At 49.7% G+C, this 24,458-nt stretch carries 23 protein-coding genes; 5 read left to right on the top strand and 18 right to left on the bottom strand.

The window, feature by feature from the left end; translation table 11 throughout:
* Nucleotides 1-3: 3 nt before the first annotated feature.
* From ctaC to IDM49_RS06315, 3 genes are all read right to left on the bottom strand, one after another.
* Nucleotides 4-873, bottom strand: a complete 870-nt coding sequence (ctaC, locus tag IDM49_RS06325) for an aa3-type cytochrome oxidase subunit II (protein ID WP_168613924.1) — start codon at nt 871-873, stop codon at nt 4-6.
* Between the two features lie 238 nt (nt 874-1,111).
* Complete coding sequence (locus IDM49_RS06320) at nt 1,112-1,465, bottom strand: HesB/IscA family protein (protein WP_168613923.1); 354 nt, start codon at nt 1,463-1,465, stop codon at nt 1,112-1,114.
* A gap of 120 nt (nt 1,466-1,585) precedes the next feature.
* The gene (locus IDM49_RS06315; protein WP_190723908.1) at nt 1,586-2,986 is read right to left on the bottom strand and encodes a M20/M25/M40 family metallo-hydrolase; all 1,401 of its coding nucleotides are present in this window, start codon (nt 2,984-2,986) and stop codon (nt 1,586-1,588) included.
* A 55-nt stretch (nt 2,987-3,041) separates the two neighbouring features.
* On the opposite strand from IDM49_RS06315, the gene IDM49_RS06310 reads away from it, so the two are divergent.
* Nucleotides 3,042-3,710 carry a DUF3043 domain-containing protein gene (locus IDM49_RS06310; protein ID WP_228008027.1) on the top strand — a complete coding sequence of 223 codons (669 nt, stop codon included), beginning with the start codon at nt 3,042-3,044 and terminating at the stop codon, nt 3,708-3,710.
* 58 nt (nt 3,711-3,768) lie between these two features.
* Here IDM49_RS06310 and IDM49_RS06305 read toward each other — a convergent pair whose 3' ends face one another.
* The 12 genes from IDM49_RS06305 to hrcA all read right to left on the bottom strand — a co-directional run bounded on the left by IDM49_RS06305 (nt 3,769) and on the right by hrcA (nt 17,349).
* Entirely contained in the window at nt 3,769-4,854 is a 1,086-nt protein-coding gene (locus tag IDM49_RS06305; protein WP_190723907.1) for a quinone-dependent dihydroorotate dehydrogenase, read from the bottom strand.
* Between the two features lie 54 nt (nt 4,855-4,908).
* A complete protein-coding gene (locus IDM49_RS06300) occupies nt 4,909-5,682 on the bottom strand; it encodes an isoprenyl transferase (RefSeq protein WP_190723906.1) in 774 nt (257 codons plus the stop codon).
* Nucleotides 5,672-6,445 (bottom strand): DNA repair protein RecO, encoded by a 774-nt coding sequence (gene recO / locus IDM49_RS06295; protein ID WP_190723905.1) that lies wholly within the window; start codon nt 6,443-6,445, stop codon nt 5,672-5,674. The genes IDM49_RS06300 and recO overlap by 11 nt, the downstream gene beginning before the upstream one ends.
* Before the next feature lie 102 nt (nt 6,446-6,547).
* Nucleotides 6,548-8,293: a 2-isopropylmalate synthase gene (gene leuA, locus IDM49_RS06290; protein WP_190723904.1), complete on the bottom strand. Its 1,746-nt coding sequence runs from the start codon at nt 8,291-8,293 to the stop codon at nt 6,548-6,550.
* 238 nt (nt 8,294-8,531) lie between these two features.
* Entirely contained in the window at nt 8,532-10,010 is a 1,479-nt protein-coding gene (locus tag IDM49_RS06285; protein ID WP_190723903.1) for an LCP family protein, read from the bottom strand.
* A 91-nt stretch (nt 10,011-10,101) separates the two neighbouring features.
* Entirely contained in the window at nt 10,102-11,190 is a 1,089-nt protein-coding gene (locus IDM49_RS06280; protein ID WP_190723902.1) for a GTPase Era, read from the bottom strand.
* Between the two features lie 155 nt (nt 11,191-11,345).
* Complete coding sequence (locus IDM49_RS06275) at nt 11,346-12,644, bottom strand: hemolysin family protein (protein ID WP_228008026.1); 1,299 nt, start codon at nt 12,642-12,644, stop codon at nt 11,346-11,348.
* A 5-nt stretch (nt 12,645-12,649) separates the two neighbouring features.
* The gene (ybeY, locus tag IDM49_RS06270; protein ID WP_190723901.1) at nt 12,650-13,156 is read right to left on the bottom strand and encodes an rRNA maturation RNase YbeY; all 507 of its coding nucleotides are present in this window, start codon (nt 13,154-13,156) and stop codon (nt 12,650-12,652) included.
* A gap of 3 nt (nt 13,157-13,159) precedes the next feature.
* Complete coding sequence (locus IDM49_RS06265) at nt 13,160-14,257, bottom strand: PhoH family protein (protein WP_228008025.1); 1,098 nt, start codon at nt 14,255-14,257, stop codon at nt 13,160-13,162.
* A gap of 130 nt (nt 14,258-14,387) precedes the next feature.
* The gene (locus tag IDM49_RS06260) at nt 14,388-15,152 is read right to left on the bottom strand and encodes a 16S rRNA (uracil(1498)-N(3))-methyltransferase (protein ID WP_190723900.1); all 765 of its coding nucleotides are present in this window, start codon (nt 15,150-15,152) and stop codon (nt 14,388-14,390) included.
* A 25-nt stretch (nt 15,153-15,177) separates the two neighbouring features.
* Entirely contained in the window at nt 15,178-16,305 is a 1,128-nt protein-coding gene (dnaJ, locus tag IDM49_RS06255; RefSeq protein ID WP_168613913.1) for a molecular chaperone DnaJ, read from the bottom strand.
* 63 nt (nt 16,306-16,368) lie between these two features.
* Nucleotides 16,369-17,349 carry a heat-inducible transcriptional repressor HrcA gene (hrcA, locus tag IDM49_RS06250; RefSeq protein ID WP_168613912.1) on the bottom strand — a complete coding sequence of 327 codons (981 nt, stop codon included), beginning with the start codon at nt 17,347-17,349 and terminating at the stop codon, nt 16,369-16,371.
* A 173-nt stretch (nt 17,350-17,522) separates the two neighbouring features.
* Here hrcA and IDM49_RS06245 point away from each other — a divergent pair, with 173 nt between their 5' ends.
* Both IDM49_RS06245 and IDM49_RS06240 read left to right on the top strand, forming a co-directional pair.
* Nucleotides 17,523-18,386, top strand: a complete 864-nt coding sequence (locus tag IDM49_RS06245; RefSeq protein WP_190723899.1) for a DUF3097 family protein — start codon at nt 17,523-17,525, stop codon at nt 18,384-18,386.
* 133 nt (nt 18,387-18,519) lie between these two features.
* Nucleotides 18,520-18,936 (top strand): DUF4870 domain-containing protein, encoded by a 417-nt coding sequence (locus tag IDM49_RS06240; protein ID WP_228008024.1) that lies wholly within the window; start codon nt 18,520-18,522, stop codon nt 18,934-18,936.
* Between the two features lie 71 nt (nt 18,937-19,007).
* Here the strand turns inward: IDM49_RS06240 and hemW are convergent, their stop codons facing one another.
* Together hemW and lepA are read right to left on the bottom strand one after the other, a co-directional pair.
* The gene (gene hemW, locus IDM49_RS06235; RefSeq protein WP_190723898.1) at nt 19,008-20,255 is read right to left on the bottom strand and encodes a radical SAM family heme chaperone HemW; all 1,248 of its coding nucleotides are present in this window, start codon (nt 20,253-20,255) and stop codon (nt 19,008-19,010) included.
* Entirely contained in the window at nt 20,252-22,108 is a 1,857-nt protein-coding gene (lepA, locus tag IDM49_RS06230) for a translation elongation factor 4 (protein ID WP_190723897.1), read from the bottom strand. Before lepA ends, hemW begins: the two co-directional genes overlap by 4 nt.
* Nucleotides 22,109-22,343: 235 nt before the next feature.
* Here lepA and IDM49_RS06225 point away from each other — a divergent pair, with 235 nt between their 5' ends.
* Nucleotides 22,344-22,910: a type II toxin-antitoxin system PemK/MazF family toxin gene (locus IDM49_RS06225; RefSeq protein ID WP_190723896.1), complete on the top strand. Its 567-nt coding sequence runs from the start codon at nt 22,344-22,346 to the stop codon at nt 22,908-22,910.
* 182 nt (nt 22,911-23,092) lie between these two features.
* A complete protein-coding gene (gene rpsT / locus IDM49_RS06220) occupies nt 23,093-23,359 on the top strand; it encodes a 30S ribosomal protein S20 (RefSeq protein WP_168613907.1) in 267 nt (88 codons plus the stop codon).
* Nucleotides 23,360-23,440: 81 nt separating this feature from the next.
* Here rpsT and holA read toward each other — a convergent pair whose 3' ends face one another.
* On the bottom strand, nt 23,441-24,421 hold the full coding sequence (gene holA / locus IDM49_RS06215) for a DNA polymerase III subunit delta (protein WP_228008023.1): 981 nt from the start codon (nt 24,419-24,421) through the stop codon (nt 23,441-23,443).
* Between the last annotated feature and the right edge of the window lie 37 nt (nt 24,422-24,458).

Genomic DNA, 24,458 nt, shown 5'->3' with positions numbered 1-24,458 from the left:
CCCTTACTTGTCCATAACGTTAAGGTTCGGGTTGCGGTTGAATTCCTCGCCCAAACGACCCGTGTTACCCTCATCAGCCAGAGCCTTCATCTGCTGGTCGTATTCTTCCTGAGATACAACTGCAACATTGAACAGCATCTCGGAGTGGTACTCGCCGCAGAGCTCAGCACATTTACCAGCGTAGAAGCCTTCTTCATGCGTGGTGAAGTACATGTGGTTGGTCTGACCGGGGATAGTATCGCGCTTTTCAAGGAACGCGGGAACCCAGAATGAGTGGATGACGTCGCGGGTCTTGAGCTGCAGGTCAACAGTCGAGTTAACAGGCAGGTACAGAGTGGGAAGGGTTTCTTCAACACCTTCGTCGCCCTGCTTATCCAAACGAGCCTGAACACCTGATGAATAAACATTTTCATCGAGGTAGTTGAAATCCCATGCCCACTGCTTGCCGTAGACCTCGACAGTTACATCTGCCTGATCAGCCTTAGGTGCGGTAATCGCACGTTCAGCTGTATCGGAGAAGCTGAAGAGGCTCACAATCAAGATGATGGGAGCAATGGTGTAAAAAATTTCCAGCGGTGCATGGTATGCCAGCTGGCGAGGGTAACCGATTTCGTTTTTACGGCGACGGTATGCAATGAAGCACCATAGCATGAGGCCCCAAGTAATGAGACCAACGATCAATGCTGCGACCCATGAACCGATCCAAAGATCCATGATGAGGTCAGCATTATCGGTCACACCTCGATGGGTGGGCAGCCAACCCACCTTTGCTTGATCTGAACATCCAGTCAGAAACAATGCGGAAGCCAGGGTAACTGATGAAATCTTCAGACCCTTCAGCTTGCGGCTGCTGGTTCGATGCTGCGAACTCACAGACGGCCCTTCCTTTTGCGGTGTGCGTGTTCTTGGAATACTGAGTGTGGACAGTATTAGCACAAGATTTAAATACTTTCGAATACGAGCTTACCCGTATTTCATTCGTTGTGGTGACACTCTGTCATGCAAACCTCGTGTCATTTCAAAGTATTTCTTAAAAATATTGATTTTTAACGAACTTGTGGGGTCGCAACTAGGTTGCTCCCCCACAAGTTCGTTTTAATCAAGCGATGATTTAGTGGAATGAATCACCACATGCGCATGATCCCTGCGCATTGGGGTTATCAATTGAGAAACCCTGTTTTTCAATGGTGTCTTCAAAGTCGATGGTTGAGCCTTCGAGGTAAGGTACGCTCATACGATCGACGATAACTTCCACGCCGTCGAAATCGCGTGTTGCGTCACCATCAAGTACACGTTCATCAAAGTACAGCTGGTAGATCAGACCGGAGCAGCCACCGGGCTGGACCGCTACGCGAAGACGCAAGTCAGTGCGTCCTTCTTGCTCCAGTAAAGTGCGTACTTTAGTTGCTGCAACATCGGTGAGGTTGACGCCGTGGGTTGGAAGTTCAGTAGCTACATCAGTCATATGTAGCTCCTTTCTCTCAGCAGGTAAGCAACGAGCCTACCTAAAATTTAATATTGCTACCGGAGTTAACTTTATGCGGGTTTGATTTATTCCGCTACCGCATAGCCCCGTGCGGGTGATTTAGCTGTTACGGCTCAATGCGCTTAACATCAACGCTTCAGCAACTATCGCTTTCTCAAAATCGGGAACGTACAGGGACTCATTCGCACTGTGTGCCCGAGTATCGGGGTCTTCAATTCCGGTGATGAGGATTTCTGCAGTGGGGAAGACTTCCTTCAGGTCGGCAATGAAGGGAATTGAGCCGCCTAGGCCGGTGCTCACGGGGGTGACACCCCATGCTGTTTCAAATGAACGCAGAGCTAACTGAGCACCCGTTGAAGAGGTATCGGTGCTAAAAGGAAGACCGGAATCATCCGCGCTGTAGCTGATTTCAGCACCCCATAAATCGAGGTTTTTGAAATGCTTCTCAAGAGCGTGGTGAGCCTCTTGCGGATTACTGCCTGGAGCGAGACGAACGCTAATTTTTGCAGTCGAACGTGACGCAATAGTATTCGATGCCTTATCAACATCAGCAATGCTCATGCCGATAATTGAGATTGCTGGCTGCGTCCACAGGCGTGATGAGAGCGAGCCTTCTCCTGCAAGGCGCATTGAGTTGAGGATTCCAGAGTCAGTACGGAAATTCTCTTCAGTGTATTCAACTTCTGGTTCAGTTCCATGCACTAAACCTTCAACTGCAACTTTACCTTTAGAGTCATGGAGTGACGCTAAAGCGCGAACCATGACGGTGTGCGCATCCAATAACGGGCCACCAAACATCCCTGAATGAACGTCATGATCTGCAACTCGAACACTAATTTCACCGCTAGCGACACCTCGGAGACTGGTGGTCAGCGCAGGTACACCCTTCTGCCAGTTTGCAGAATCAGCTACAACGATGACATCCGACTGCAGCTTATCGCTGTAGGTTTCTAAGAACGACGCGAAACTGGGTGAACCAGCTTCTTCTTCACCTTCGATGAAAAGAGTGACGCCGGCATTAAAGTCAGCTCCCATCGCTTCTTTGACAGTTTCAAATGCAGTGAGATGTGCAACCACACCTGCCTTGTCATCTGCCGCACCGCGGCCGAAGAGCCTATCCCCTACCTGTGTAGCTTCAAACGGCTTAGTTTCCCATTCGTTTTCATCACCGACCGGTTGAACATCGTGATGAGCATACAGAAGAACTGTGGGATACCCCGGTTTAGCGGGCTTATGAGCTACTACCGCAGGCATGCCCTCTTTGGCGTCTTGGCCATAAGTAGCTGTCAGGATTTCTGCGCTCTCAAACCCGACTTCCAAAGCCAGCTCTTTAACTTTTTCTGCGCTTTTATGCACCTGAGTCCGGTCAAAAGCTTCCCACGCAATGGAGGGAATCGCTACCAAATCAGACAGTCGCTTCATTGCGATATCCAAATTGTCGCTTACTTTCTGAGCCAACTGCGGATGGTTCGAAAAATCAAATTCTGGTGAGATATTCATATCTTTAGACTACTCTCGATACACATCAATCTCATATCTTCGATATTCTTGAATAGTGTTTGGACGTAATAAAGATAAGACTCAGGGACAGCCATCAACCCGTGGCTCTGTGAAAGCTCCCTCGCAAGAACCTTCAAAGTTAGTTAAAGCGCCGGCAAGGGACGATGTTAAGACCAGCCCCAAGGTTGCTAAGGAAACTAAATCGAAAAAGACTACGCAACCTAAGGGACGTCCTACCCCCTCGCGTAAGGAACAGCAAGCTGCGCGTCGTCAGCCCTTGGTGCCCGAAGACCGTAAGGCTGCTAAAGAAGAAGAACGTAAGATAGCACGCGAAAATCGTGCGCGTGAACAACGAGCTCTGCAGACCGGCGATGAGCGATACCTGCCTCTGCGTGATCGCGGTCCTCAGCGTCGTTTCATTCGTGATTTTGTGGATGCCCGTTACAATGTCGGTGACTTTGTGCTCATCGCATTGGTTGCGGTTTTCTTCGTAACTCTTTTCGTTGCACGCTACCAGTTGATTGCGACTGCCATCATGTGGATTATCATCCTGCTGTGGGTACTCGATACCTGGTATGTATGGCGGAAGATTAAAAAACGCCTTATTGCTAAGTTTGGTGAGGTTGAGCCCGGTTCAGGAATGTACACCATGAACCGAGTTCTCATGATTCGACGTCTGCGCCTTCCTAAGCCTCAGGTTAAGCGCGGCCAGTACCCAGCATAGATTTGATAAAAGCTAAGGGTGAGTAAGCAAATGCTTACTCACCCTTTTGTTGTATTAGCTATGCACCTTTACGTATTTTAAGAAGCTCCCGGTTGATGTGATGTGCCCATAACGGTCCCTCATAGAGAAAAGCGGTGTAGCCCTGGACTAAATCAGCTCCAGCATCCAAACGTTCTTGAACGTCGCGTCCGGTAGTTACACCACCTACGGAGATAAGAGCGAGCTGGTCCCCCACACTGCTTTTGATCAGTTTGAGAACTTCGAGGGAACGGCGTGCTACCGGTGCTCCTGACAATCCGCCAGCACCTATCTCATGAACCTTATTCATATCTGAGGTCAGGCCCAGGCCTTCACGCGCGATGGTCGTATTGGTAGCGATGATGCCGTCAAGACCAAGCTCTATAGCCATCTTGGCTACTTCGACAATATCCTCATCAGCCAAATCGGGGGCAATCTTTACAGTTAGAGGCACCCTACGATCGGTCACTACACGATCTGCCTCTTCGCGAACTGCCTTTAGCAAGGGACGAAGCGTCTCAACAGCCTGTAGATCACGAAGACCCGGAGTGTTAGGTGAGCTGACATTGACTGCAAGGTAGTCTGCCTGCGGCGCTAAAGTGCGAGTACTAATGAGATAATCCTCAATAGCCTGATCGAACTCGACAACTTTAGTCTTACCAATGTTGACGCCGATGATAGGACGCGTCTTGTCTGCGTATTCATGATCAAAATCAGCGCGAGCAGCTGCCACTCGCGGGCCTACCGTAGCAGCACCGTCATTATTAAATCCCATACGGTTGATGACAGCCTTATCTTCGACCAAACGGAAAAGACGCGGTTGAGGATTGCCCGGCTGAGCTTGCCCCGTCACGGTACCCACCTCAATATGGCCAAAGCCAAGATTAGCTAATGCTGCGATGCCCGCTCCGGTCTTATCAAACCCAGCGGCAAGACCAAAGGGCGAGGGAAAGTCCAGACCCATCACAGTGGTCTTCAATGAGGGATGCGGCGCTAGAACCTTGCGGCCAATATTGCTGACACCGGTTTTGCGAAGTGTGTTAACACCCCAGAAACCCACGTGGTGAGCTTTTTCGGGATCCATCGGCGTAAAGACCAGTTTGAAAAGAGTAGGGTAAATGCGCATAACGTTGCCTAACACGAAGGTATGGGGTGCGATATCAAAACCTTGACGCGGTTTCTACTTACTAATTTTATCGACCGCGCCACCATAGCGCCTGTCACGCAACGCGTATTCTTCTACAGCTTTCCACAAAGTTGTACGATCAACGTCTGGCCATAGAACATTCATGAATACCATCTCTGCGTATGCGCTTTGCCAGAGCAAGAAATTAGAGAATCGTTGCTCTCCACTGGTGCGTAGAAACAAATCAACATCGGGTAGGTCAGGTTCATCAAGGTATTTTTGAAATACCTTCTCATTGATAGATGTGGACTTCAGTTTGCCGTCAGCAACATCCTGAGCAAGCGCTGCTGCAGCGTCAGCTATTTCTGCCCGTCCACCATAGTTAACACACATCACCAGTGTGCAGACTGTGTTGTTCTTAGTTGCTTCTTCGCACTCTTCGAGGCGTTTAATCACAGACTTCCATAGTTTAGGACGTCGGCCTGCCCAACGGATGCGCACGCCCCAGTTATTCAACGTCTCCAGCTGGCGGTCTAAAACATCCACTGAAAACTTCATAATGAAGCTGACTTCGTCAATGGAACGCTTCCAGTTCTCTGTGGAAAATGCGTACGCGCTTACACAGTCGATTCCCATTTCAATGGCGCCAGCAACAACATCGAGTAATGCAGCCTCCCCCGCACGGTGGCCTTCGTTGCGAGGCAAGCCACGCTGATTAGCCCAGCGCCCATTACCGTCCATAACAACAGCCACGTGTCGTGGAACAAACTGAGTGGGAATAGTCGGAGCGACAGCTCCGTTAGGGTGTGCATAGGGTTTAACTGGCATGAAAATCCTTCAGCGCTACTTCAATCGATCTGATGGGTTTTTCTACGTGCCATTGGAGATACCGCGTTAATAACTCCAACGAACGTAGCTTGATGCTCTGCTGTATCTGAGAATCAACCTGTTCCCATCGCCCAGATGAAACATCATCAATATAAGATTTTACGTCATCGGAAAAAGCCAACAGCTTCTCGCCCACCATTGAGGCGCACGAAGTGCAGATACCACTAGAACTTGCTGAGAAGTAATTGATATCTTCCTGGCGTCCGCACACAGAGCACTGATACACCTGTATGTCCCAGCCCGATAAGCGCATCATTCGCGAAATGAATGAATTGAGTACATCAATGGGCTGATGGACATTTCTTGCGATAGCTGATAGGGCACCAGCCAGTAAATTGAAGCTCTCTGTGTAAGTTTCCGCGTCATACACCGATAATTGTTCAGTGATTTCAACCAGTGCCAGACCTGTCAAGTAGGCAGAATAATCACCCATAATGGACGAAGTATAAGCACGACGAGTTTGGACTTGCGAAACTGTCTCTAAATTTTTACCGGCTACGAGTGAAACGTCTATCAGCATGAAGGGCTCTAGGCGCGCACCGAATTTCGAGCTGCTTCGTCTTATCCCCTTAGCGACGGCATGAACAATACCGCGTTCACGGGTTAACAAAATAATGATGCGATCGGCCTCCCCCAATGGTTGGGTTCTGAGAACGATCGCAATATCCTTATGGGACTTTGTGGAAAGTGCTGATGAACTCACACTTATTATTATTCCTTACCGAGAAAGCTCAACTGGGCACAAGCGAAAACCGGGAGCTAATATTTTCACATCTGCTCCCGGTCTCTTATCTCAGTGATGAAATTATGCAACTTCAGAATCGCGTAGCGCGCGATTAACGGCACTCACCATTGCTTTGAGGGATGCTCGTGTTGTCGAGTTATCAATACCGATACCCCACAGAACACGACTACCTACAGCTGCTTCAATAAAGCTTGCAGCTTGCGCATTGGAGCTGGCTGCCAGCGTATGTTCTGAGTAATCAAGCAAACGAACGTCAATACCCTCTGCAGACAGAATGTTCTGCATCGCATCGATAGGTCCGTTACCGCGTCCGGTGCGTTCACCTCTCTTGCCATCGATAATGAGACCGACCTTCAAGAAGGTATCGCCATTATCCTTTGAATCAATATTGATGGAATCGAGACGGTATTTACCCCAGCGACCATCGTCACCCTGGGATGGCAAATACTCATCAGTGAAGACCTTCCACAGGTTTTCACTGCTAATCTCTCCACCGCCGCTATCGGTGCGTACCTGAACCACCTGTGAGAACTCGACCTGAGCACGACGCGGCAAATCCAGGCCATAATCGCGCTTGAGCAGGTACGCGACGCCGCCCTTGCCTGACTGAGAATTCACACGGATAACAGCCTCATAGTTACGACCCAAGTCCTTAGGATCAATCGGCAAATACGGAACAGCCCAAGCCAACTCATCAATGGTTTTACCGGTTTGAGCCGCTTCAGCTTCCATCGCATCAAAACCCTTTTTAATAGCGTCCTGATGCGAACCTGAGAAAGCTGTAAACACCAAATCGCCGCCGTATGGCGAACGTTCATGAACCTTCAGCTGGTTAGCGTATTCGACGGTGCGACGAATCTCATCGATGTTAGAAAAATCGATTTCCGGGTCGATACCCTGAGTGTAGAGGTTCAAGCCGAGAGTTACGAGGTCAACATTGCCGGTGCGCTCGCCGTTGCCAAACAGGCAACCTTCAATTCGGTCGGCTCCTGCGATGTAGCCTAATTCAGCAGCCGCAACGCCCGTGCCGCGGTCATTATGTGGATGCAGGGACAGAATGACATGTTCACGATTGGTCAGGTGACGGTTCATCCATTCAATTGAATCCGCATATACGTTGGGGGTTGCCATCTCAACGGTGGCTGGAAGGTTGATGATAACCTTACGGTTTTCGCCAATCTTCAGCTCATCGGTAACAGCGTTGCACACGCGAACAGCAAATTCGAGTTCTGTGCCGGTGAAAGATTCAGGTGAGTACTCATAGGTAATTTTTGTGTCAGATACCATCTGCTCTTCGTACTTCATGCACAAACGAGCACCGGAGAGCGCGATGTCCAAGATACCGTCTTCGTCCTGACGGAAGACAACCTTCCGCTGCAAAATTGAAGTTGAGTTATAGAAATGAACAATCGCCTGAGGAGCGCCTTCAATGGCTTCAAAAGTTCGCTGAATCAGATGTTCTCGCGCCTGAGTCAGCACCTGAATTTTGACGTCTGAAGGAATATGGTTTTCTTCAATTAACGTACGCACAAAATTGAAGTCAGTCTGTGATGCCGATGGAAAACCTACTTCAATTTCTTTATAACCCATCTTGACCAATAGATGGAACATCGCCAGTTTGCGGTCAGTATCCATGGGGTCAATCAGCGCCTGATTGCCGTCACGAAGGTCTACTGCGCACCACTGCGGAGCTTTAGTGATGACGTTATTTGGCCAGGTGCGGTCAGGCAGCGAAACTTTAATTTGCTCTTGAAACGAGCGATACTTGTGAAAAGGCATGGATGAAGGCTTTTGTGCGTTGGTCATGATGTTTCTTCCACCTAAAAATCTTTAATGTGTGAACGTGGTCGTGTACGACGAACACCGCAACGAGAGACGACCTGGTATTCAGACCTCGTTGCGGCTCATAAGCAACAGCAAATGTATAACCGAGTTCACATTCTCAACGTATCAGAAAATCTGGCCGGCAAAAGATGAGCTTCCGGAATTCTCAATATTTGAACAGAGAAAGGGTGAGGACTTGTGTCCTCACCCTCTGTGGATTTTAGTAAGCGAATGCCTGCTGACAGGTTTGCTGATCTGCTGTTTGGCCGCTAGCTCCGCCGGCAATCTCGGTTGAATTATTGCCGACCTTTTCACCGTCAGTAAAGTCAGTACCAACAACAACCTGAATGCCAGTAACTGCTGCCGATTCAGCTACTTCCTTGATACCCAGCTTGTCAGCAATCTGCTGAGCTTCATTGTCGTACCCGGTCTGGAAGTACAGAGCTGAGGCAGAGTATTGGCTATCCGCCTGGGTTGAAGATACAGAGATATATCCCAAATCCTTCACGATCTTTGAAATATCCTGATCGCGGTTATCTTTGCCCGAACCGTTCAAAACGGTAACATGCGCTGACGTGTCGTATTGGATTTGCTCCTCAGTAGGAGAGGACGCAGGTGCAGACGAGGAACTTGCGGCGGGCTCAGCTGGCTGTTCTTCAACTAAGCTCTTATCGTCTTGCAAACGTTTGAAAACGGTGTCCGCATCGGCTGAAATCTGTAGCTTGTTAGCATCGAGATCATAGGGCTCGGTAGGAACTGTCGCAAATACAACTTTGCTGAGATCGACCTGCCCAAAGATACTTCCTAAACCGGCAAGGGTTTTGATGCTGGTAAGACCCTCGTCAACGGTTACATTCTGAGTAATCGCCTCTGCAATGTTGACTACCCCGCCCGGGTTTGTAAGGGTTCCTTCGGCTTGTACCTTACGCAGAAGAGCTGCTAGAAACCCCTGCTGAGCCTTGATGCGACCGGTGTCGGAACCATCGCCAAAACCGTGGCGTGAACGCAGAAACGCTAAGGCCTGCTCACCTTCAACCGATGAGGTACCCGCCGGCAATTTCAGACCAGAATATGAATCGTCGATAGGCTCATTGACACATACTTCGACGCCACCAACAACTTTGCTGAGCTCTTTTACCGCGTTGAAATCCACCAGCATGAAGTGATCAATATTCACTCCGGTGATCTGTGAAATTGTGGCTACGGTGCAGCCCGGGCCACCTCGAGTGAGCGACTCATTAATTTGAGTAGCCTCAGTTGCGGGATACACAGTTCCAGTTTCAGGGTCCGTGCACTTTGGAATATCTACCATCAAATCGCGCGGGAACGATAGAGAAGTGATGTTCTGACGGTCTGCACTGATTTGAATCAGCATCATCACATCTGAACGAGCACCGGAGGCTTGGTCAGATGCATCCCCATAATTTGAATTAGAACCAGCTCGAGTGTCGGAGCCGATCAAAAGAATGTCAAGAGCTCCATTTTCAAGCTGAGAACTAGCTTCTCCTAGATTTAGGCTTGCGGTATGCACGTTGTTCTGAAGGCGCATAAAAATAAAGCCGGACAGCGCTACTACAAAAACTAGCATCGACGCTACAGCAAGCGCTACCCAGCGGTATCGGTGGGAACGCACCGCCTGGTTTTGCATATGACGACCAGCGCTGAGCAGACCTGTGTCAGAGGTTTTATGAGATGCCATCAACGAACTTTCTTAACTCACTTCAAACGGATGCAGTGTTCAAGGGTAACCGCATAACCCCGGTATTACCTGAAGAGGGCCTAAAGAATGCTTAGAACCCTAGACGTCCTAACGCCTTGGGATCTCGCTGCCAGTCCTTAGCTACCTTAACGTGGATATCTAGATACACCTTAGTACCCAGCAATGCCTCGATATTCTGGCGGGCAGTTGCACCGATTTCACGCAGTCGTGACCCACGTTTGCCAATGATGATAGCTTTTTGTGAATCACGTTCGACGTATAGATTGACATGAATATCTACCAAGGGGTTGTCCTCCGGACGTCCCTCGCGAAGTTCCATTTCTTCGACAGTCACCGCAACGGAGTGGGGAAGTTCATGACGCACCCCCTCCAACGCTGCTTCGCGAACGAGCTCCGCCACAAGTGTCATCTCGGGCTCGTCCGTTAGCTCCCCCTCAGGGTAAAGCGGTGGAGAAACAGGCATATGAGAGGCAAGAAGTTCAGCAACCTGCTCAACCTGGAAACCTTTGACAGACGACACGGGTATAATATCGGCCCATCCGCCTTTTCCGTCATTCACCGGGGTATCAGAGCTTGCTTGAGATTTACGACGCTGAGCTGCCGGGCCAGAATCCTTACGGAAAGCCAGATTGGTATCGCCCTTTTTACGTGGCTGCTGACGACGCTTGCGTTCAGCACGAGTAGCGCGTTCTGCGCTCATAATTTCTTCGCCTAAACGAGAAACCTCAAGTAGCTGAATAGCCAGTTCCTCCTGGCTCACAGTGTCGGCTTTAGTGACAATCGCAACGACTGGCTTGTTGCCGGATGCCGCCAACTGCTGAGCGATATACCGATCGCCTGGGCCAATCTTCTCGTTTGCAGAAATGCAGAAACCGATAACATCCACTTCAGCCAGAGTTTCAGCCACCATGTCGTTGAGGCGCTCACCAAGAAGAGTTCGAGGTCTATGAAGACCGGGGGTATCAACCAGAACTAGCTGAAAATTATCACGGTGCACAATGCCGCGAATGGTATGACGTGTAGTCTGAGGGCGGTTGGACGTAATTGCAACTTTCTGTCCCACTAACGCGTTAGTCAGAGTTGACTTACCTGCGTTGGGACGCCCGACCATCACAGCAAAGCCTGCTGTAAAGTCCTCCGGGAAGGAAGCAAAATCCATACTGTCACCTTCGTAACGATAAAAACAAAATAACTAAGGGCTAACTCTACAGCTTATCGATTGAAAGTGACACGCTTTTTCTTGCTTTAGCCAGTGTGAATCTCAACCAGTATGGGGAGAAACGTCAATACGTTTCTCCCCTGTGAACAACAAAATTATGGATGCGCTACTACGTGGTCTTCTGGTTCGTGAAGTCCTGGTTCAGCCCACACCAGCAAGGTTGCAATCTGGTTGCGACGTCCCTGGGTGCCGATAGCACGAATGTGCAGGCCCTCCACCGTGACTTCGCTTCCAACTATTGGCACGCGTCCTAGATGCTTCGAAAGCAGACCGCCAACAGTATCAACATCATCGTCTTCAAGATCGATACCGAACGTCTCTCCCAGTTCAAAAACACTCAAACGAGAACTAATCTTGAAAGTGCCATCTTCTTGCATGACCACTTCAGGCTTTTCATTGTCGTACTCGTCAGCGATTTCACCAACCAGCTCCTCAATCAGATCCTCAAGTGTCACCAAACCGGACGTGCCACCGTATTCATCGATGACAATTGCAACGTGAGTGGATTCGCGCTGCATTTCTTGAAGGAGCTCAAGAGCGCGCTTAGACTCCGGCTCAAAGCGAGGTTCGCGCATAATTTCTGCAATGGAAGGCAGAACTCCCCCAGCTCGCGCTTTAACAAAAGCCTGGGTCGCGTCCTTCAGATAGAGCAGTCCGCGTACGTCATCCACATTTTCGCCCAGGACAGGAACGCGTGAATAACCTGAACGGAGCATGAGATTCATACCATCGTCCAAAGGCTCATCAATACCGATCGTCACCATGTCGGTACGTGGAACCATCAATGAACGAATAAGAGTCTCATCCATTTCAAAGATGGAGTGAACCATCTGTGCCTCGTCATCTTCGATTGCATCGGTAGTGTTGGCGCGGTCAACAAACTCGCGAAGCTCATCTTCAGTAAAAAATCCGGCCTTGTTTTCAGCCTCAGACGGGTTTACCTTGCGACCCCATGCCAATACCAAATCGGGCAGTGGTCCAAGAATTGACCCCAGAAGATAAGTCAATCCACCAAAGGTGCGCAACACACGATACGGATTTGATCGACCCCGGTATTTGGGGTGGGCACCGAACAAGACAAAGCCCACCAAGCTCATCACAATCACTGTGATAATCGCCGTTACCCAGGGGCGGTTATCTGTAAAACGATCCACAAGCACGTAAAACAAGACGATGGACGCCGTCTCAAAGATAACTTTCCAAACTCTGGTTGCGAACATGAAGCGTTCGGGCTCATCCACCAGACGAATGGAACGCTTGGAACGAGCAGATTCCCTCAGCCGGTCAGAATCAGAACCTGAGATATAGGTAAAAGCTGTTTCAGTTGCAGTTAGGACATAGCAAAGAAAAGCTAAAAGGACGCTTGCCGCAAATAAACCTAGTGAAAGCATCATTGCAGTTAGTGCCTCGTTTCAACGGGAGCTGGTCGACCTAAAAACTCCTCAAGAATTGAGCGCTGAATCCCGAACATCTCTGCCTCTTCTTCAGCGGTGGCGTGGTCATAGCCCAAACAATGTAAAATTCCGTGAACTGTCAGCAGACAGAGCTCATCGCTGGTGGAGTGACCAGCATCAGCGCCCTGGCGCGCGGCAACGGGTGGGCATAGCACGATGTCGCCAAGCATACCTTCAGCCAGTTCATCTGCTGTGCCTTCGGTCATCTCATCCATTGGGAATGACATGACATCTGTTGAGCCAGGCAAATCCATCCATTCAAGGTGAATTCGCTCCATCTCTTGCTCCCCCACGATATTAATTGAAAGTTCAGTAGCAGGAGACAGATATAACTTGTTGAAAGCAAAATCCACCAAACGAGTCAGCTCTTCTGTGCTTACTTCAGAAAATGCCTTCTGTACAAAAGAGTTAGCTGTGGCTGGGACTTCCTCAATCTCAAATTCTGTGGCCATTGGTTATTTCTCGCCCTTCGAAGTATCAACGCCTGAGCGCTCCAAAAGTTTTTCTGCTGCAGCCTCGATTGTCGCGCGTTTTACTTTGCGATTGCGCTTTCTTTCCATCGCTGTTTTGTCTTCATCCCATTGGTCATAAGCAGTCACGATATCTGACACTAACGAGTGACGAACGACGTCCACAGATTCCAAGATCGAAAAATGAATATCCTCAACGTTTTTCAGAATCTCGCGAACCTGCTTTAGACCCGAGGCCTGACCGTTGGGCAAATCGATCTGCGTCACGTCGCCGGTAATCACCATTTTTGAGCCGAATCCCAAGCGGGTGAGGAACATTTTCATCTGTTCCACCGTAGTATTTTGAGCCTCATCAAGAATGATGAAAGCATCATTGAGGGTGCGTCCACGCATATAAGCAAGCGGAGCAACCTCGATGGTTCCAGATTCCATCAGTCGTGGAATGGCTTCGGGATCCATCATGTCGTGCAACGCATCGTACAAAGGGCGCAGGTAAGGATCGATCTTATCGTTGAGCGATCCCGGCAGAAAGCCTAGCCGTTCCCCGGCCTCAACAGCCGGACGCGTCAAAATGATGCGGTTAACTTCTTTAGCTTGCAAAGCCTGAACTGCTTTAGCCATCGCGAGATAAGTCTTACCGGTACCAGCTGGACCAATACCGAAAACAACCGTGGCATCATCAATAGCATCAACGTATGTTTTTTGGTTAATAGTCTTGGGGCGGATGCTTTTGCCGCGCGAACTTAGAATATTTTGGCTCAAAGCTTCAGCAGGAGCCGCCATCTCGACAGCTAGCATTTTGAGCATACGGGTCACAACTTCTTGCGAAATGATTGAACCGCTGTTTGCTAATATGCGTAGCTCGCCCAACAAACGCACCGTAGTAGCAACTGTCTCTGACGGGCCAGTGACCACTATATCCAAATCTTTAGGGCGCAAAGAGACACCTGGGAACTGCTGCTCAATGAGCGCCAGAGATGAATCATGCGGACCTAGTACGGAAACCATTTCTGTACGATTTTTGAATGAAAAAGTACGAGCCACAGACAACGGACGTGATGATGAAGTGGAATTAATAGTCATAAAAGAATTCGTCCCCTATGGGACTTGCTCAGAGCTCCTAGCCTGAAAAGTAAGTGTTAGTACTACAGTACAAGTTTTAGAGTCAACGAGATAGAAAGTGTGACTCGAGAAAACGAGCATCTGGCAATGTTTACCAGTGCTTCACCGCGATGTTTACAGCCGATAGCGCTGCAAGACCGGCTGTTGAGCTTCGCAGAACTTCTTGTCCTAAGAGCGTGACCTGCGCACCTGCTTGCACAAACGCATCCAGCTCTTCAGGGGAGATTCCGCCTTCAGGCCCCACCACTACATAAATTTCTTCGGTGCTTGAGAGATTAGTATCAGCTAGAACAGAGGTGAGCTGCTGATTGCCTTGCTCGTGAAGTATGAATACAGCTGCATTTTCGCCCGTCACCTCGGCAATCGTTTGGGTAAGCTGCTTTGACGTGTGAAGGTCATACACCGTAGGAATCAGCGACCGGCGAGATTGTTTAGCTGCGGCAGAGACAACATTTTGCCATTTGGCATGAGCCTTCTTTGCACGTTCGCCCTTCCACCGAACGATTGAACGGTCAGCTTGCCAAGGAATAACACCGGCAACACCAACTTCAGTAGCCATCTCAATGGCCATGATGTCACGATCGCCCTTTGCTAAAGCCTGGACAAGGTAAAGCCGAGGAGACCGTGACTCGTGCGCCATTTCGATGACGCGGATACTCAAACCTTCAGGCAGAACAGACTCTACGACGCCGACAGCTCGCGTTCCTTCGCCATCTGCAATATCAACAGACTCCCCAGATGAAAGTCGCTTCACGTTTCGTGCATGATGACCTTCTTCGCCGGTGAGGGCAATGAAACTTCCAACCTCAACCTTTGATAATTCTGAAGGCTCAACATAAAAAACTGGTGACGTCATAGCTTAGCCTGTGCCTAACCCTTATTTACTGAAAACGTTCTTTGAATCGTGAGAAGAAACCGGTGTGATGCTTTTGCTCTACGACCTCGCTTCGTCCCAAGTCCTCGTTGCGTGATTCTGCGAATTGACGCAACAAATCGCGCTGGTGGTCGGTGAGATCGTCAGGGATGCGCACCTCAAAATGAACGTGCAGGCTACCCCTACCACCACCGCGCAGACGGGTAGCGCCCAAATCCTTGAGCGTTACAACATCACCGGTTTGGGTGCCAGGCTTGACGGAGATTTCCTGAGGTCCGTCAAAGCTATCCAGAGTAATTGCAGTGCCCAAAGCCGCAGCAGCCATTGAAATGACAATCGTTGCGTGCAAATCATCGCCGTCGCGGGTAAACGTGGGATCCGGATTTACCCGAAGCTCTACATACAAATCACCGTTAGCTCCACCGGCAACCCCAGCCTCGCCCTGACCCGAAAGGCGGATGCGAGTGCCATCAGCAACGCCAGCAGGAATCTTGATGGTCAGCGGCTTACGCTCACGTACGCGCCCTTCGCCGTAGCATTCGTGGCAAGGATGCTTAATAACAGTGCCATACCCGTTACAGGAGGGGCACTGAACGGGCTGTACAACGGTGCCGAGAATAGACTGAACCTGACGCTGCATGTACCCCTGACCGCCGCAGGTATCACACGTTTCTGGGCTATAACCGGGTTCTGTGCCTTCGCCTTCACAGACGTCACAGCTCACCGCAGTATCTACGGTAATTTCTTTGTTCACGCCAAAGACAGCATCTACCAAGTCAACGCGTACCTGAATGAGCGCGTCCTGTCCCTGGCGAGTACGGCTAGCGGGCCCCTGCGGCTGCTGGCTGAAGAAAGTATTGAAAATATCTTCAAAGCCTCCAAAACCGCCGAAGCCGCCACCGCCGCCGAAGCCAGAGGGATTGCCGTTCTCGTTGCCAGTGCGATCATAATTGCTACGCTTTTCGGGGTCTGAGAGAACTTCGTAGGCATGCGAAACTCGCTTGAATTCGTTGGCCGCTTCTTCACCCGGGTTCAAATCGGGATGGAGAGTGCGAGCTTTCTTACGGTATGCCTTCTTGATTTCTTCAGGGCTGGCGTCTTTAGAGACACCCAGGGTTTCGTAGTGATCGCTCACGGATACTCTTTCCTCTTCATACTCTGTGTTAATAATTAAAAGCTTTGAATCGCATTAGATTGATTACATTAAACGCGACAAATATTTAGCTACAGCTCGTACAGCGGCTAGGTTCGCTGAATAGTCCATGCGTGTAGGCCCGACAATCCCTAGTTTAGAGACGTTTTCCTGGCCATATCCAGAGGCAACCACCGCTGTATCGTTCAGTAGCTCTTTCTCATTTTCAGATCCAATGCGTACTAAAAATCCACGCTGATCTTGCTGAAGCTCATCTAATAGTCGCAAGACCACAACTTGTTCTTCAAGCGCGTCGAGAATCGGAGCGATACTGTGTGAGAAATCATCGGTTGATTCAACAAGATAGGACGTACCGGCAATAGCTAGGCGGGACACTTGATGATGCCGCATCAGCTGCTCTACGGCCGACATAACGGTGTCATAAGCGGCCCGCAGGCGGTGGGAAACGGATGGCGTAACAGCGGAATCCTTCTCCAAAACGGATGCGCGGACGGTTCTGCACAGCACAGGTATATCTGCATCAGAGATATTGACCTGCTTCAGCTGTTTCTGAAGCACCTCGGCATTGCTTAAGACAACGATCAACAGTAACTGATGCGCCCCAAGAGGAACCAAATCTATATGGCGAACAAGCGGTTCAGAGATTATCGGGTACTGAGCGACCGCGACCTGGTGAGTGAGTTGCGACAACAAACGAACCGTTCGATCCATCATCTGATCTACATCATCAGCAGAGTCGAGAAAGCGTTCGATTGCGTCCTTTTGCGCTGTAGACAGGGGTCTGACCGCTGCAATCTGGTCAACAAATAGCCTATAGCCCTTATTGGTTGGAATTCTGCCAGCACTGGCGTGAGGGGCAGTAATCACCCCTTCATTTTCTAATGAAGCCATATCATTTCTGACAGTGGCACTCGAGACCTTCATATTGTGGCGCTCAATCAGAGCCTTAGAACCCACCGGTTCTCGAGAATGAACATAGTCTTCAACGATTGCCTGTAAAACTTTCAGCTGGCGCTCGCGGTTCACCTGAGTGTATCCTCCTTCCACACGTTGTCCACTGGCACTTTAGAGAGCAGAGTGCTAATTCTTACTCTAATATTTTTCTGAGTTTTGCGCCTACCCGTACGCTGTTGGCACAAGAGCGGCTGCCGATACTGCACAATTAAAAGAATTCATTCATGACGAGAGCAAGGGGTAGCATGAGCGGTGCCACTTCGTGGGGGGCTCAGGATTTGAGTGTCCTCGCCCAGCAACACAACACACCGAAGGCGAAATCCATTTACCTCCAAAAAGGACTTTTATTGGAGGACGTCCAATCAGGCTGGGTAGGAATTGTTGTTTCTTTTGAGACAATCGGCGGGATGCAGGTTTTTGGACTTGAGGACGCTGCCCGACGCGTCAAAAAATTTCCTCTGGGGCCGGGATTTCTGCTTGAGGGCGAGCCCGTCATCGTCGTAGCGCCCAAAAAGAAGACCGCGCCATCTCAACCTAAAATTTCACGATCAGGTTCAATCGAGGTTGAAAATGCTCCTGCACGAGTTGCTCGAGCGTCACGCATTTGGGTTGAGGGAACTCACGACGCTGAGTTGATTGAAAAAGTGTGGGGACATGATCTAAGGGTTGAGGGCATCGTTGTTGAGCCTTTGCACGGCGTCGACGATTTGGCCGGCGCTATTCAAGCATTCGGCCCGTCACCACAACGAAAATTGGGGGTTCTAGTTGACCACCTCGTAACGGGTACCAAAGAGAGCAGAATTGTTGAAGATGCTCTTCGCGTGCCCGGGGCAAAAGGGAATGTTCTCGTGGTGGGGCACCCATTTGTGGATGTGTGGCAAGCTATTAAGCCTAAAACCCTGGGTCTTTCTAAGTGGCCGGTAGTGCCCCGCACAGAATCATGGAAAGAAGGCATCCTCAAAAGACTAGGTATGCCACATTCAACGCAAGCCGGCATCGCTCAGTCGTGGAAATTAATGTTATCCAAAGTTGATTCTTATTCCGATTTGGAACCGCAGATACTTGGACCTGTCGAACAACTGATTGACTTTTTGACGGTTGACCAATAATTCTGTGAGCAATCTCTTGATGAAATTAGTTAGATTCCCTGTGCAATCACCTAGTTTCTTCATAAAATAAACATGACGTAAAGCGTTTATCGATGCTTTCCCCCTTGTAAACCCCTATAAGAATGAGCTGCCCTTGAATACTGCAACTAAGATTCCTTCTGACTCACAATTCGAAGGAACCCATGCTGCTGCTGGTAATTTAAGCGTTTCTGAAGACCGCAATATCGCAACACTCGCTCATTTCAGCGGTGTTCTAGGTTGCGTACCTTCAGCAGTTATTTACTACCTTTACAAGGGACGTGGCCCTTTCACCCAGCAGGAATCGCGCGAAGCACTGAACTTCACCTTGTTGCCAACGATTGTTCTCGTTGTTTCTTTCGCTCTGTGCACCGTTCCCGACGTTGGCGGATTTTTCGGTATGCTTGCCGCTCTGATTTGGGCTTATCTTGCAGTGATGTCCTTGGTCGGTGGCATCAAAGTCAATAAGGGTAACCCCTATCTCTACCCCATGAACACTCGCTTGTTCGATATGATTTCTCGCAAGAAATAACATCTATTAAGCGCATAGGGGGTAGCAAAGCTTCAAAGCTTTGCTACCCCCGATGCTTAGTTAAACGCTCTTTATTCGGTTTCTGGCAGAAGCTCCCGCGTCACTGCGTCCCCCAGCAGACGACCCTTGAAGGTCAGGACAACCCTACCGTTGGCTAGTTCAGTGGAGTCAATTAGTTCTTGTAAAACAAGCCATTGAAGTTTTGGCTCTAACGCCTCACCGTGGATCTCTTGGAGATAAGAAGTTGAGACGCCCTCTACGGTTCGCAGCATCAACATGATATTTTCAAAGTCCCGGGTGGAGGGCTCAAGTATCTCGCGTGCAGCTGCTGGAGACTGGTTGTTTCGGATGCGCCCAGAGTAGGCAACGGGGTGCTTGACGTTCCACCAACGAGTGCCGTTGATATGAGAATGCGCTCCGGGGCCAATGCCCCACCAGTCCTGGTTCTTCCAGTACGCGTAATTATGGGTGCTTTGAGTCTGTGGACTAGTTGAAAAGTTTGAGACCTCGTACCACCGGTAACCTGCCGAAGACAATAGTTTTTCCGCCTCGGTGTACATATCTGCCATGAGATCATCATCGGGCAACTCATACTGTCCACGCTTAATCTGCACCGCTAGTTTGGTACCGTCCTCAACAATGAGTGAATACGCTGAGATATGGTCAGGGCGGTAGCTGATCGCAGATTTAATCGACTGTACCCACTGCTCCAAAGTCTCACCCGGTGTGCCATAAATAAGGTCCACCGAAACCTGCAAACCAGCATCCTTAGCCCACTGAACTACCTTGGGCACATTAGCTGGAGTATGAGTACGATCCAGAACCTCTAGAACTTCCGGAACAGCAGATTGCATTCCAAAAGAAACTCTAGTGAAACCACCATCAGCTAACACCTGCAAATCTTCCGCGGTCACAGAATCTGGATTTGCCTCGGTGGTTACTTCTGCATTATCTTCCAGCCCGAACAAATCAATAGCATGTTGGAGGATGCGCACCAGATCGCGAGCAGGCAATTTGGTGGGCGTCCCGCCACCAAAAAATACGGTATGCAACTTCCGTGCAGGTGCCCCATTATCCCGAAGGACGCGAGCCGAAAAATCCAGCTCAGCGATGGCGTCCTGCGCATAAGAATCAAGACCTACACCATTGCCAAAATCATCAACAGCGTACGTATTGAAATCACAGTAACCACACCGAATCGAACAAAACGGTACATGCACATACAGGCTAAAAGCGCGATGCTCCGCGCCGATGGTGGATTCTTGCGGAATCGAACCATCGAGCGGAGCAGGCAAACCTAAAGGTTGAGCTGGGGTCACTTCTTGGACTTATCCTTTGACTCTTCGCCAGAAGAAAGCGCAGCGATGAAGGCTTCTTGGGGAACCTCCACACGGCCCACCATCTTCATGCGCTTCTTACCTTCCTTCTGCTTTTCAAGAAGCTTACGCTTACGTGAAATATCGCCACCATAGCACTTCGACAAAACGTCCTTGCGAATCGCGCGAATATTTTCACGCGCAATGATGCGTGAGCCAATGGCTGCCTGAATTGGCACCTCAAATTGCTGGCGAGGAATAAGCTCACGGAGCTTACCGGTCATCATCACGCCATACGAATACGCTTTATCTCGGTGAGTAATCGCGCTGAAAGCATCAACCTTCTCACCCTGCAAGAGGATATCGACCTTGACGAGGTCAGCTTCTTCTTCACCATCGAGTTTCCAATCCAATGAGGCATAACCCTTGGTACGTGATTTCAGCTGATCAAAGAAGTCGAAGACAATTTCAGCAAGCGGCAACCGGTAACGAAGTTCAACACGATCCTGTGACAGGTAGTCCATGCCCCCCATAATGCCGCGACGGGACTGGCAAAGCTCCATAATTGCACCAATAAATTCACTGGGCGCAATAATCGTACACGCAACCATTGGTTCACGAATCTCCGCGATTTTACCCTCGGGGAATTCGCTGGGATTAGTCACACGACGAGTCTCGCCTGATTCGTCCACTACATCGTAGATAACGTTGGGTGCTGTAGAAATTAAGTCGAGGTTGAACTCGCGTTCCAAGCGCTCGCGTACGATTTCAAGGTGCAAGAGACCCAAAAAGCCTACGCGGAAACCAAAGCCGAGTGCTGCCGAGGTCTCAGGCTCATAAATCAAAGCTGCGTCGTTCAGCTTGAGTTTGTCCAGCGCATCACGCAGGACCGGGTAGTCAGAGCCGTCGATAGGGAACAATCCCGAGAACACCATGGGCTTGGGATCTTCGTATCCACCCAAAGAATCTGATGCTCCATTCACTGAGCTAGTGACGGTATCGCCAACACGAGATTGGCGGACGTCCTTAACACCGGTGATCAAGTAGCCTACTTCACCAACGCCAAGACCCTTAGTGGGGTTGGGTTCGGGCGAAATCACACCAATTTCAAGTAGATCGTGCTCGGCGCTAGTAGACATCATCTTAATTTTTTGACGCGACTCCAAACGGCCATCCACCACGCGAACATAAGTAACCACACCGCGGTAGGAATCGTAGACTGAGTCAAAAATCATAGCTCGGGCAGGAGCATCCGCCTTACCCTCAGGCGCGGGGAGAAGCTCAACAATACGGTCCAGAAGTTCTGTCACGCCTTCACCGGTTTTACCTGAAACACGCAAAACATCCTCGGGCTCGACACCAATCAGATGAGCGAGTTCCTCCGCATACTTATCAGGCTGAGCTGCCGGAAGGTCAATCTTATTAAGCACAGGAATAATGGTCAGATCATTTTCCATTGCCAGGTACAGATTCGCCAGGGTCTGAGCCTCAATGCCCTGAGCCGCATCCACCAACAAAAGCGCACCTTCACACGCAGCCAGCGAGCGTGATACCTCGTAAGTGAAGTCAACGTGACCGGGGGTATCAATCATATTCAACGCATAATTCACGCCATCTTTTTCCCACGGCATACGAACGGCCTGCGACTTAATAGTGATGCCGCGTTCACGTTCGATATCCATACGGTCAAGATACTGCGCCTTCATCTCACGGGGTGTAACAACTCCGGTAGCCTGCAGCATGCGGTCAGCGAGGGTCGACTTACCGTGGTCAATATGCGCAATAATGCAAAAATTGCGAATGACGGCTGGATTTGTTGCCGAAGGAACCGGAGGGTTAGTGGCCAAGGGTGACACGTAGGTATCGTCCTTTCTACACGCGCGCTCACGCGAAGAACAGTAGATATGAGGCACACAAAATGCCCGTTGAAAACTCAAAAGTTAATTCTAACAAGGCAACCGTAGAAAACGTATTCCAATCCGATATCTGCCGGGTGGCAAATAGCACGGTGATGTAGCTATCCGGCAAAGTTTTTGTCTAGCTCATCTTGAAACTCAATGCGTAGCGTGGGTACAGCGGTAAAGTTAAAACATGAATTTCAATCTCTCCACCGTCCGAAAGATCATCAGTTTCGGTCAACGCGCCTACCGCGAATATCAAAAAGTTCAGAAACTCCAAAAACCCACTTCCGGCCAGGAATCTCGCCCGGCTGGCTATACCTCTCCCGAAAACGTTCCCACGCATGGAACAGCCGCCTCGCGATTGTCAGCTCCCTACCCCGGCGATTACTCAGGCACAGTTCACGCAGCCTACTCCCCTCAACCTGATGGTCAACCAGGCTCAGGTGAAGTGGTATGGACATGGGTTCCTTACCAGGAAGATTACTCGCAAGGTAAAGATCGTCCCGTGCTTATTATTGGACGCGACAACCAGTACCTACTGGCCCTGATGCTGACCAGCAAAGACAACACCAACGTTTTAGATCGTGACCCGCGATACCTTGATATCGGTACCGGCTCATGGGACTCAAAGGGGCGTGCATCTGAAGTTAAACTCGATCGCGTTCTACGGGTTCTCCCCCAGGACGTTCGCCGTGAAGGCTCTGTCATTGCAGAGAACCTTTTCAATAAGATTATTTACGCTCTGAACCAGCAATAACACGGTTTCTGTGGCATAAATCTTAGAGGTTTGGCTGGCAAAGTCTGGTACAGTCTATAGATGTGTGTCCGATGGTCATTGGACACAGCTGGTTGATTGCCATAGGCATCCCCACGCCGCTCAGTCGATGATCGACCAGCGTCGCCCTCACCGACCAATTAGACAAACAGAAAGTTATACAAGTGGCTAACATCAAGTCCCAGAAGAAGCGCATCCTTACCAACGAGAAGGCTCGTCTGCGTAACAACACGATCAAGTCTGATCTGAAGACCAGCATCCGTAAGGTAAACCAGGCTGTAGAGGCTTCAAACGTTGAAGCAGCAACCGAAGCGCTCCGCACTGCAAGCCGCAAGCTTGACAAGGCTGTTTCAAAGGGTGTTCTGCACAAGAAGAACGCTGCTAACAAGAAGTCAGGCCTTGCAGCTCGTGTAAACAAGCTTTCAGCATAAGTTTTACTTATGTAGCTTTTTAGAAACTTCTAAAAAGCAAAATGACCCCTCATCACGAGGGGTCATTTTTATTTAAAGTTTTTACCTGCCATCGGTTGCAATGGCAAGCACTGCCTTCTCTACAACGTACTCGGGAGTTGAGGACTCCCCCTTCAGAGCTGCATCAGCTTCAGCTAATACAGTGAATATTCGAGCGATATCGTCGGATGAGAACCTGCGTGATTCGCGCAGTGCCTGTTGAGCCTGCCAGGGAGCCATACCCGGTATTCCATTGGCTGAACGGCCGCCATGCACTTTCGAAATATTTCGCATGCGGGCGGCAAGAGCACCTACCAATGGAATAGGCTCAACTCCTGTATCTAGAGCATTGCGAAGAAGTTTCATAGCTACCCGCGGATTTCCTGAAACAGCCGCATCAGAAACTTTGAAGGCAGTAACCTCAACCCGATGACCGTAGTATTTATCGACCAGTTTGAGATCGATTGTTCCTTCAGAGTCCTTAACCAATTGCTGGCAGGCGGAGGCTAACTCCGAAATATCGTTGCCAGCAGCCGAGACCAGCATCTCTACCGCATCCGGTTGAATGTGCCGTCCCATATCTTTCACCATGTAGTGAACAAAATTCTGTTTTTCGGAATCCTTCTTAAGCGGCTTGATTTCAATAAAGGGATGCGACGATTTTTTGACGGTATCAATCAGCTTTTTACCTTTGTTACCGCCGCTGTGAATCATCACTACAACTGAGTCAGTATCTGGTGTTTGCACGTACTGCAAAGCGTCTGCAAGAAAAGCATCGCTCATTGACGCTAGATTTTCTACTTCAACAATCTTTGCGCCACCGAACAACGAAGGGCTTGTTTCGGCGATTAGTTGACCAGTTTTGTAATCTTTAGCGTTCAACTGAATAACTTCAACATCATCGTTGGCTTTTCGAAATTCAGCGCGAATTCGATCTCGTGCTCGACTTGCAAAGAACTCTTCTGATCCGTAGAGCATGATGACGGGTGCTGGGCCCACTGTTTTCCACGCATAGGTTTCTGAATTGTTTGTTGCACGAGCCACGACAGCACCTCATTTTTGTCTTATAGTCCGATTAGAG

It is taken from the genome of Rothia terrae, from assembly GCF_014705925.2.
Taxonomy (GTDB): domain Bacteria; phylum Actinomycetota; class Actinomycetes; order Actinomycetales; family Micrococcaceae; genus Rothia; species Rothia terrae.
Note: the sequence above shows the minus strand (reverse complement) of the source record. Positions and strands in the feature narration are given on the sequence as shown.

Bases quoted from the DNA above. Each gene is read 5' to 3' on its own strand.
- IDM49_RS06320 (WP_168613923.1), bottom strand. From the start codon at position 1,465: ATGACTGATGTAGCTACTGAACTTCCAACCCACGGCGTCAACCTCACC.
- IDM49_RS06315 (WP_190723908.1), bottom strand. From the start codon at position 2,986: ATGAATATCTCACCAGAATTTGATTTTTCGAACCATCCGCAGTTGGCT.
- IDM49_RS06305 (WP_190723907.1), bottom strand. From the start codon at position 4,854: ATGCGCATTTACCCTACTCTTTTCAAACTGGTCTTTACGCCGATGGAT.
- IDM49_RS06300 (WP_190723906.1), bottom strand. From the start codon at position 5,682: ATGCCAGTTAAACCCTATGCACACCCTAACGGAGCTGTCGCTCCGACT.
- leuA (WP_190723904.1), bottom strand. From the start codon at position 8,293: ATGACCAACGCACAAAAGCCTTCATCCATGCCTTTTCACAAGTATCGC.
- IDM49_RS06285 (WP_190723903.1), bottom strand. From the start codon at position 10,010: ATGGCATCTCATAAAACCTCTGACACAGGTCTGCTCAGCGCTGGTCGT.
- IDM49_RS06280 (WP_190723902.1), bottom strand. From the start codon at position 11,190: ATGGATTTTGCTTCCTTCCCGGAGGACTTTACAGCAGGCTTTGCTGTG.
- IDM49_RS06275 (WP_228008026.1), bottom strand. From the start codon at position 12,644: ATGATGCTTTCACTAGGTTTATTTGCGGCAAGCGTCCTTTTAGCTTTT.
- ybeY (WP_190723901.1), bottom strand. From the start codon at position 13,156: ATGGCCACAGAATTTGAGATTGAGGAAGTCCCAGCCACAGCTAACTCT.
- IDM49_RS06265 (WP_228008025.1), bottom strand. From the start codon at position 14,257: ATGACTATTAATTCCACTTCATCATCACGTCCGTTGTCTGTGGCTCGT.
- IDM49_RS06260 (WP_190723900.1), bottom strand. From the start codon at position 15,152: ATGACGTCACCAGTTTTTTATGTTGAGCCTTCAGAATTATCAAAGGTT.
- IDM49_RS06245 (WP_190723899.1), top strand. From the start codon at position 17,523: ATGAGCGGTGCCACTTCGTGGGGGGCTCAGGATTTGAGTGTCCTCGCC.
- IDM49_RS06225 (WP_190723896.1), top strand. From the start codon at position 22,344: ATGAATTTCAATCTCTCCACCGTCCGAAAGATCATCAGTTTCGGTCAA.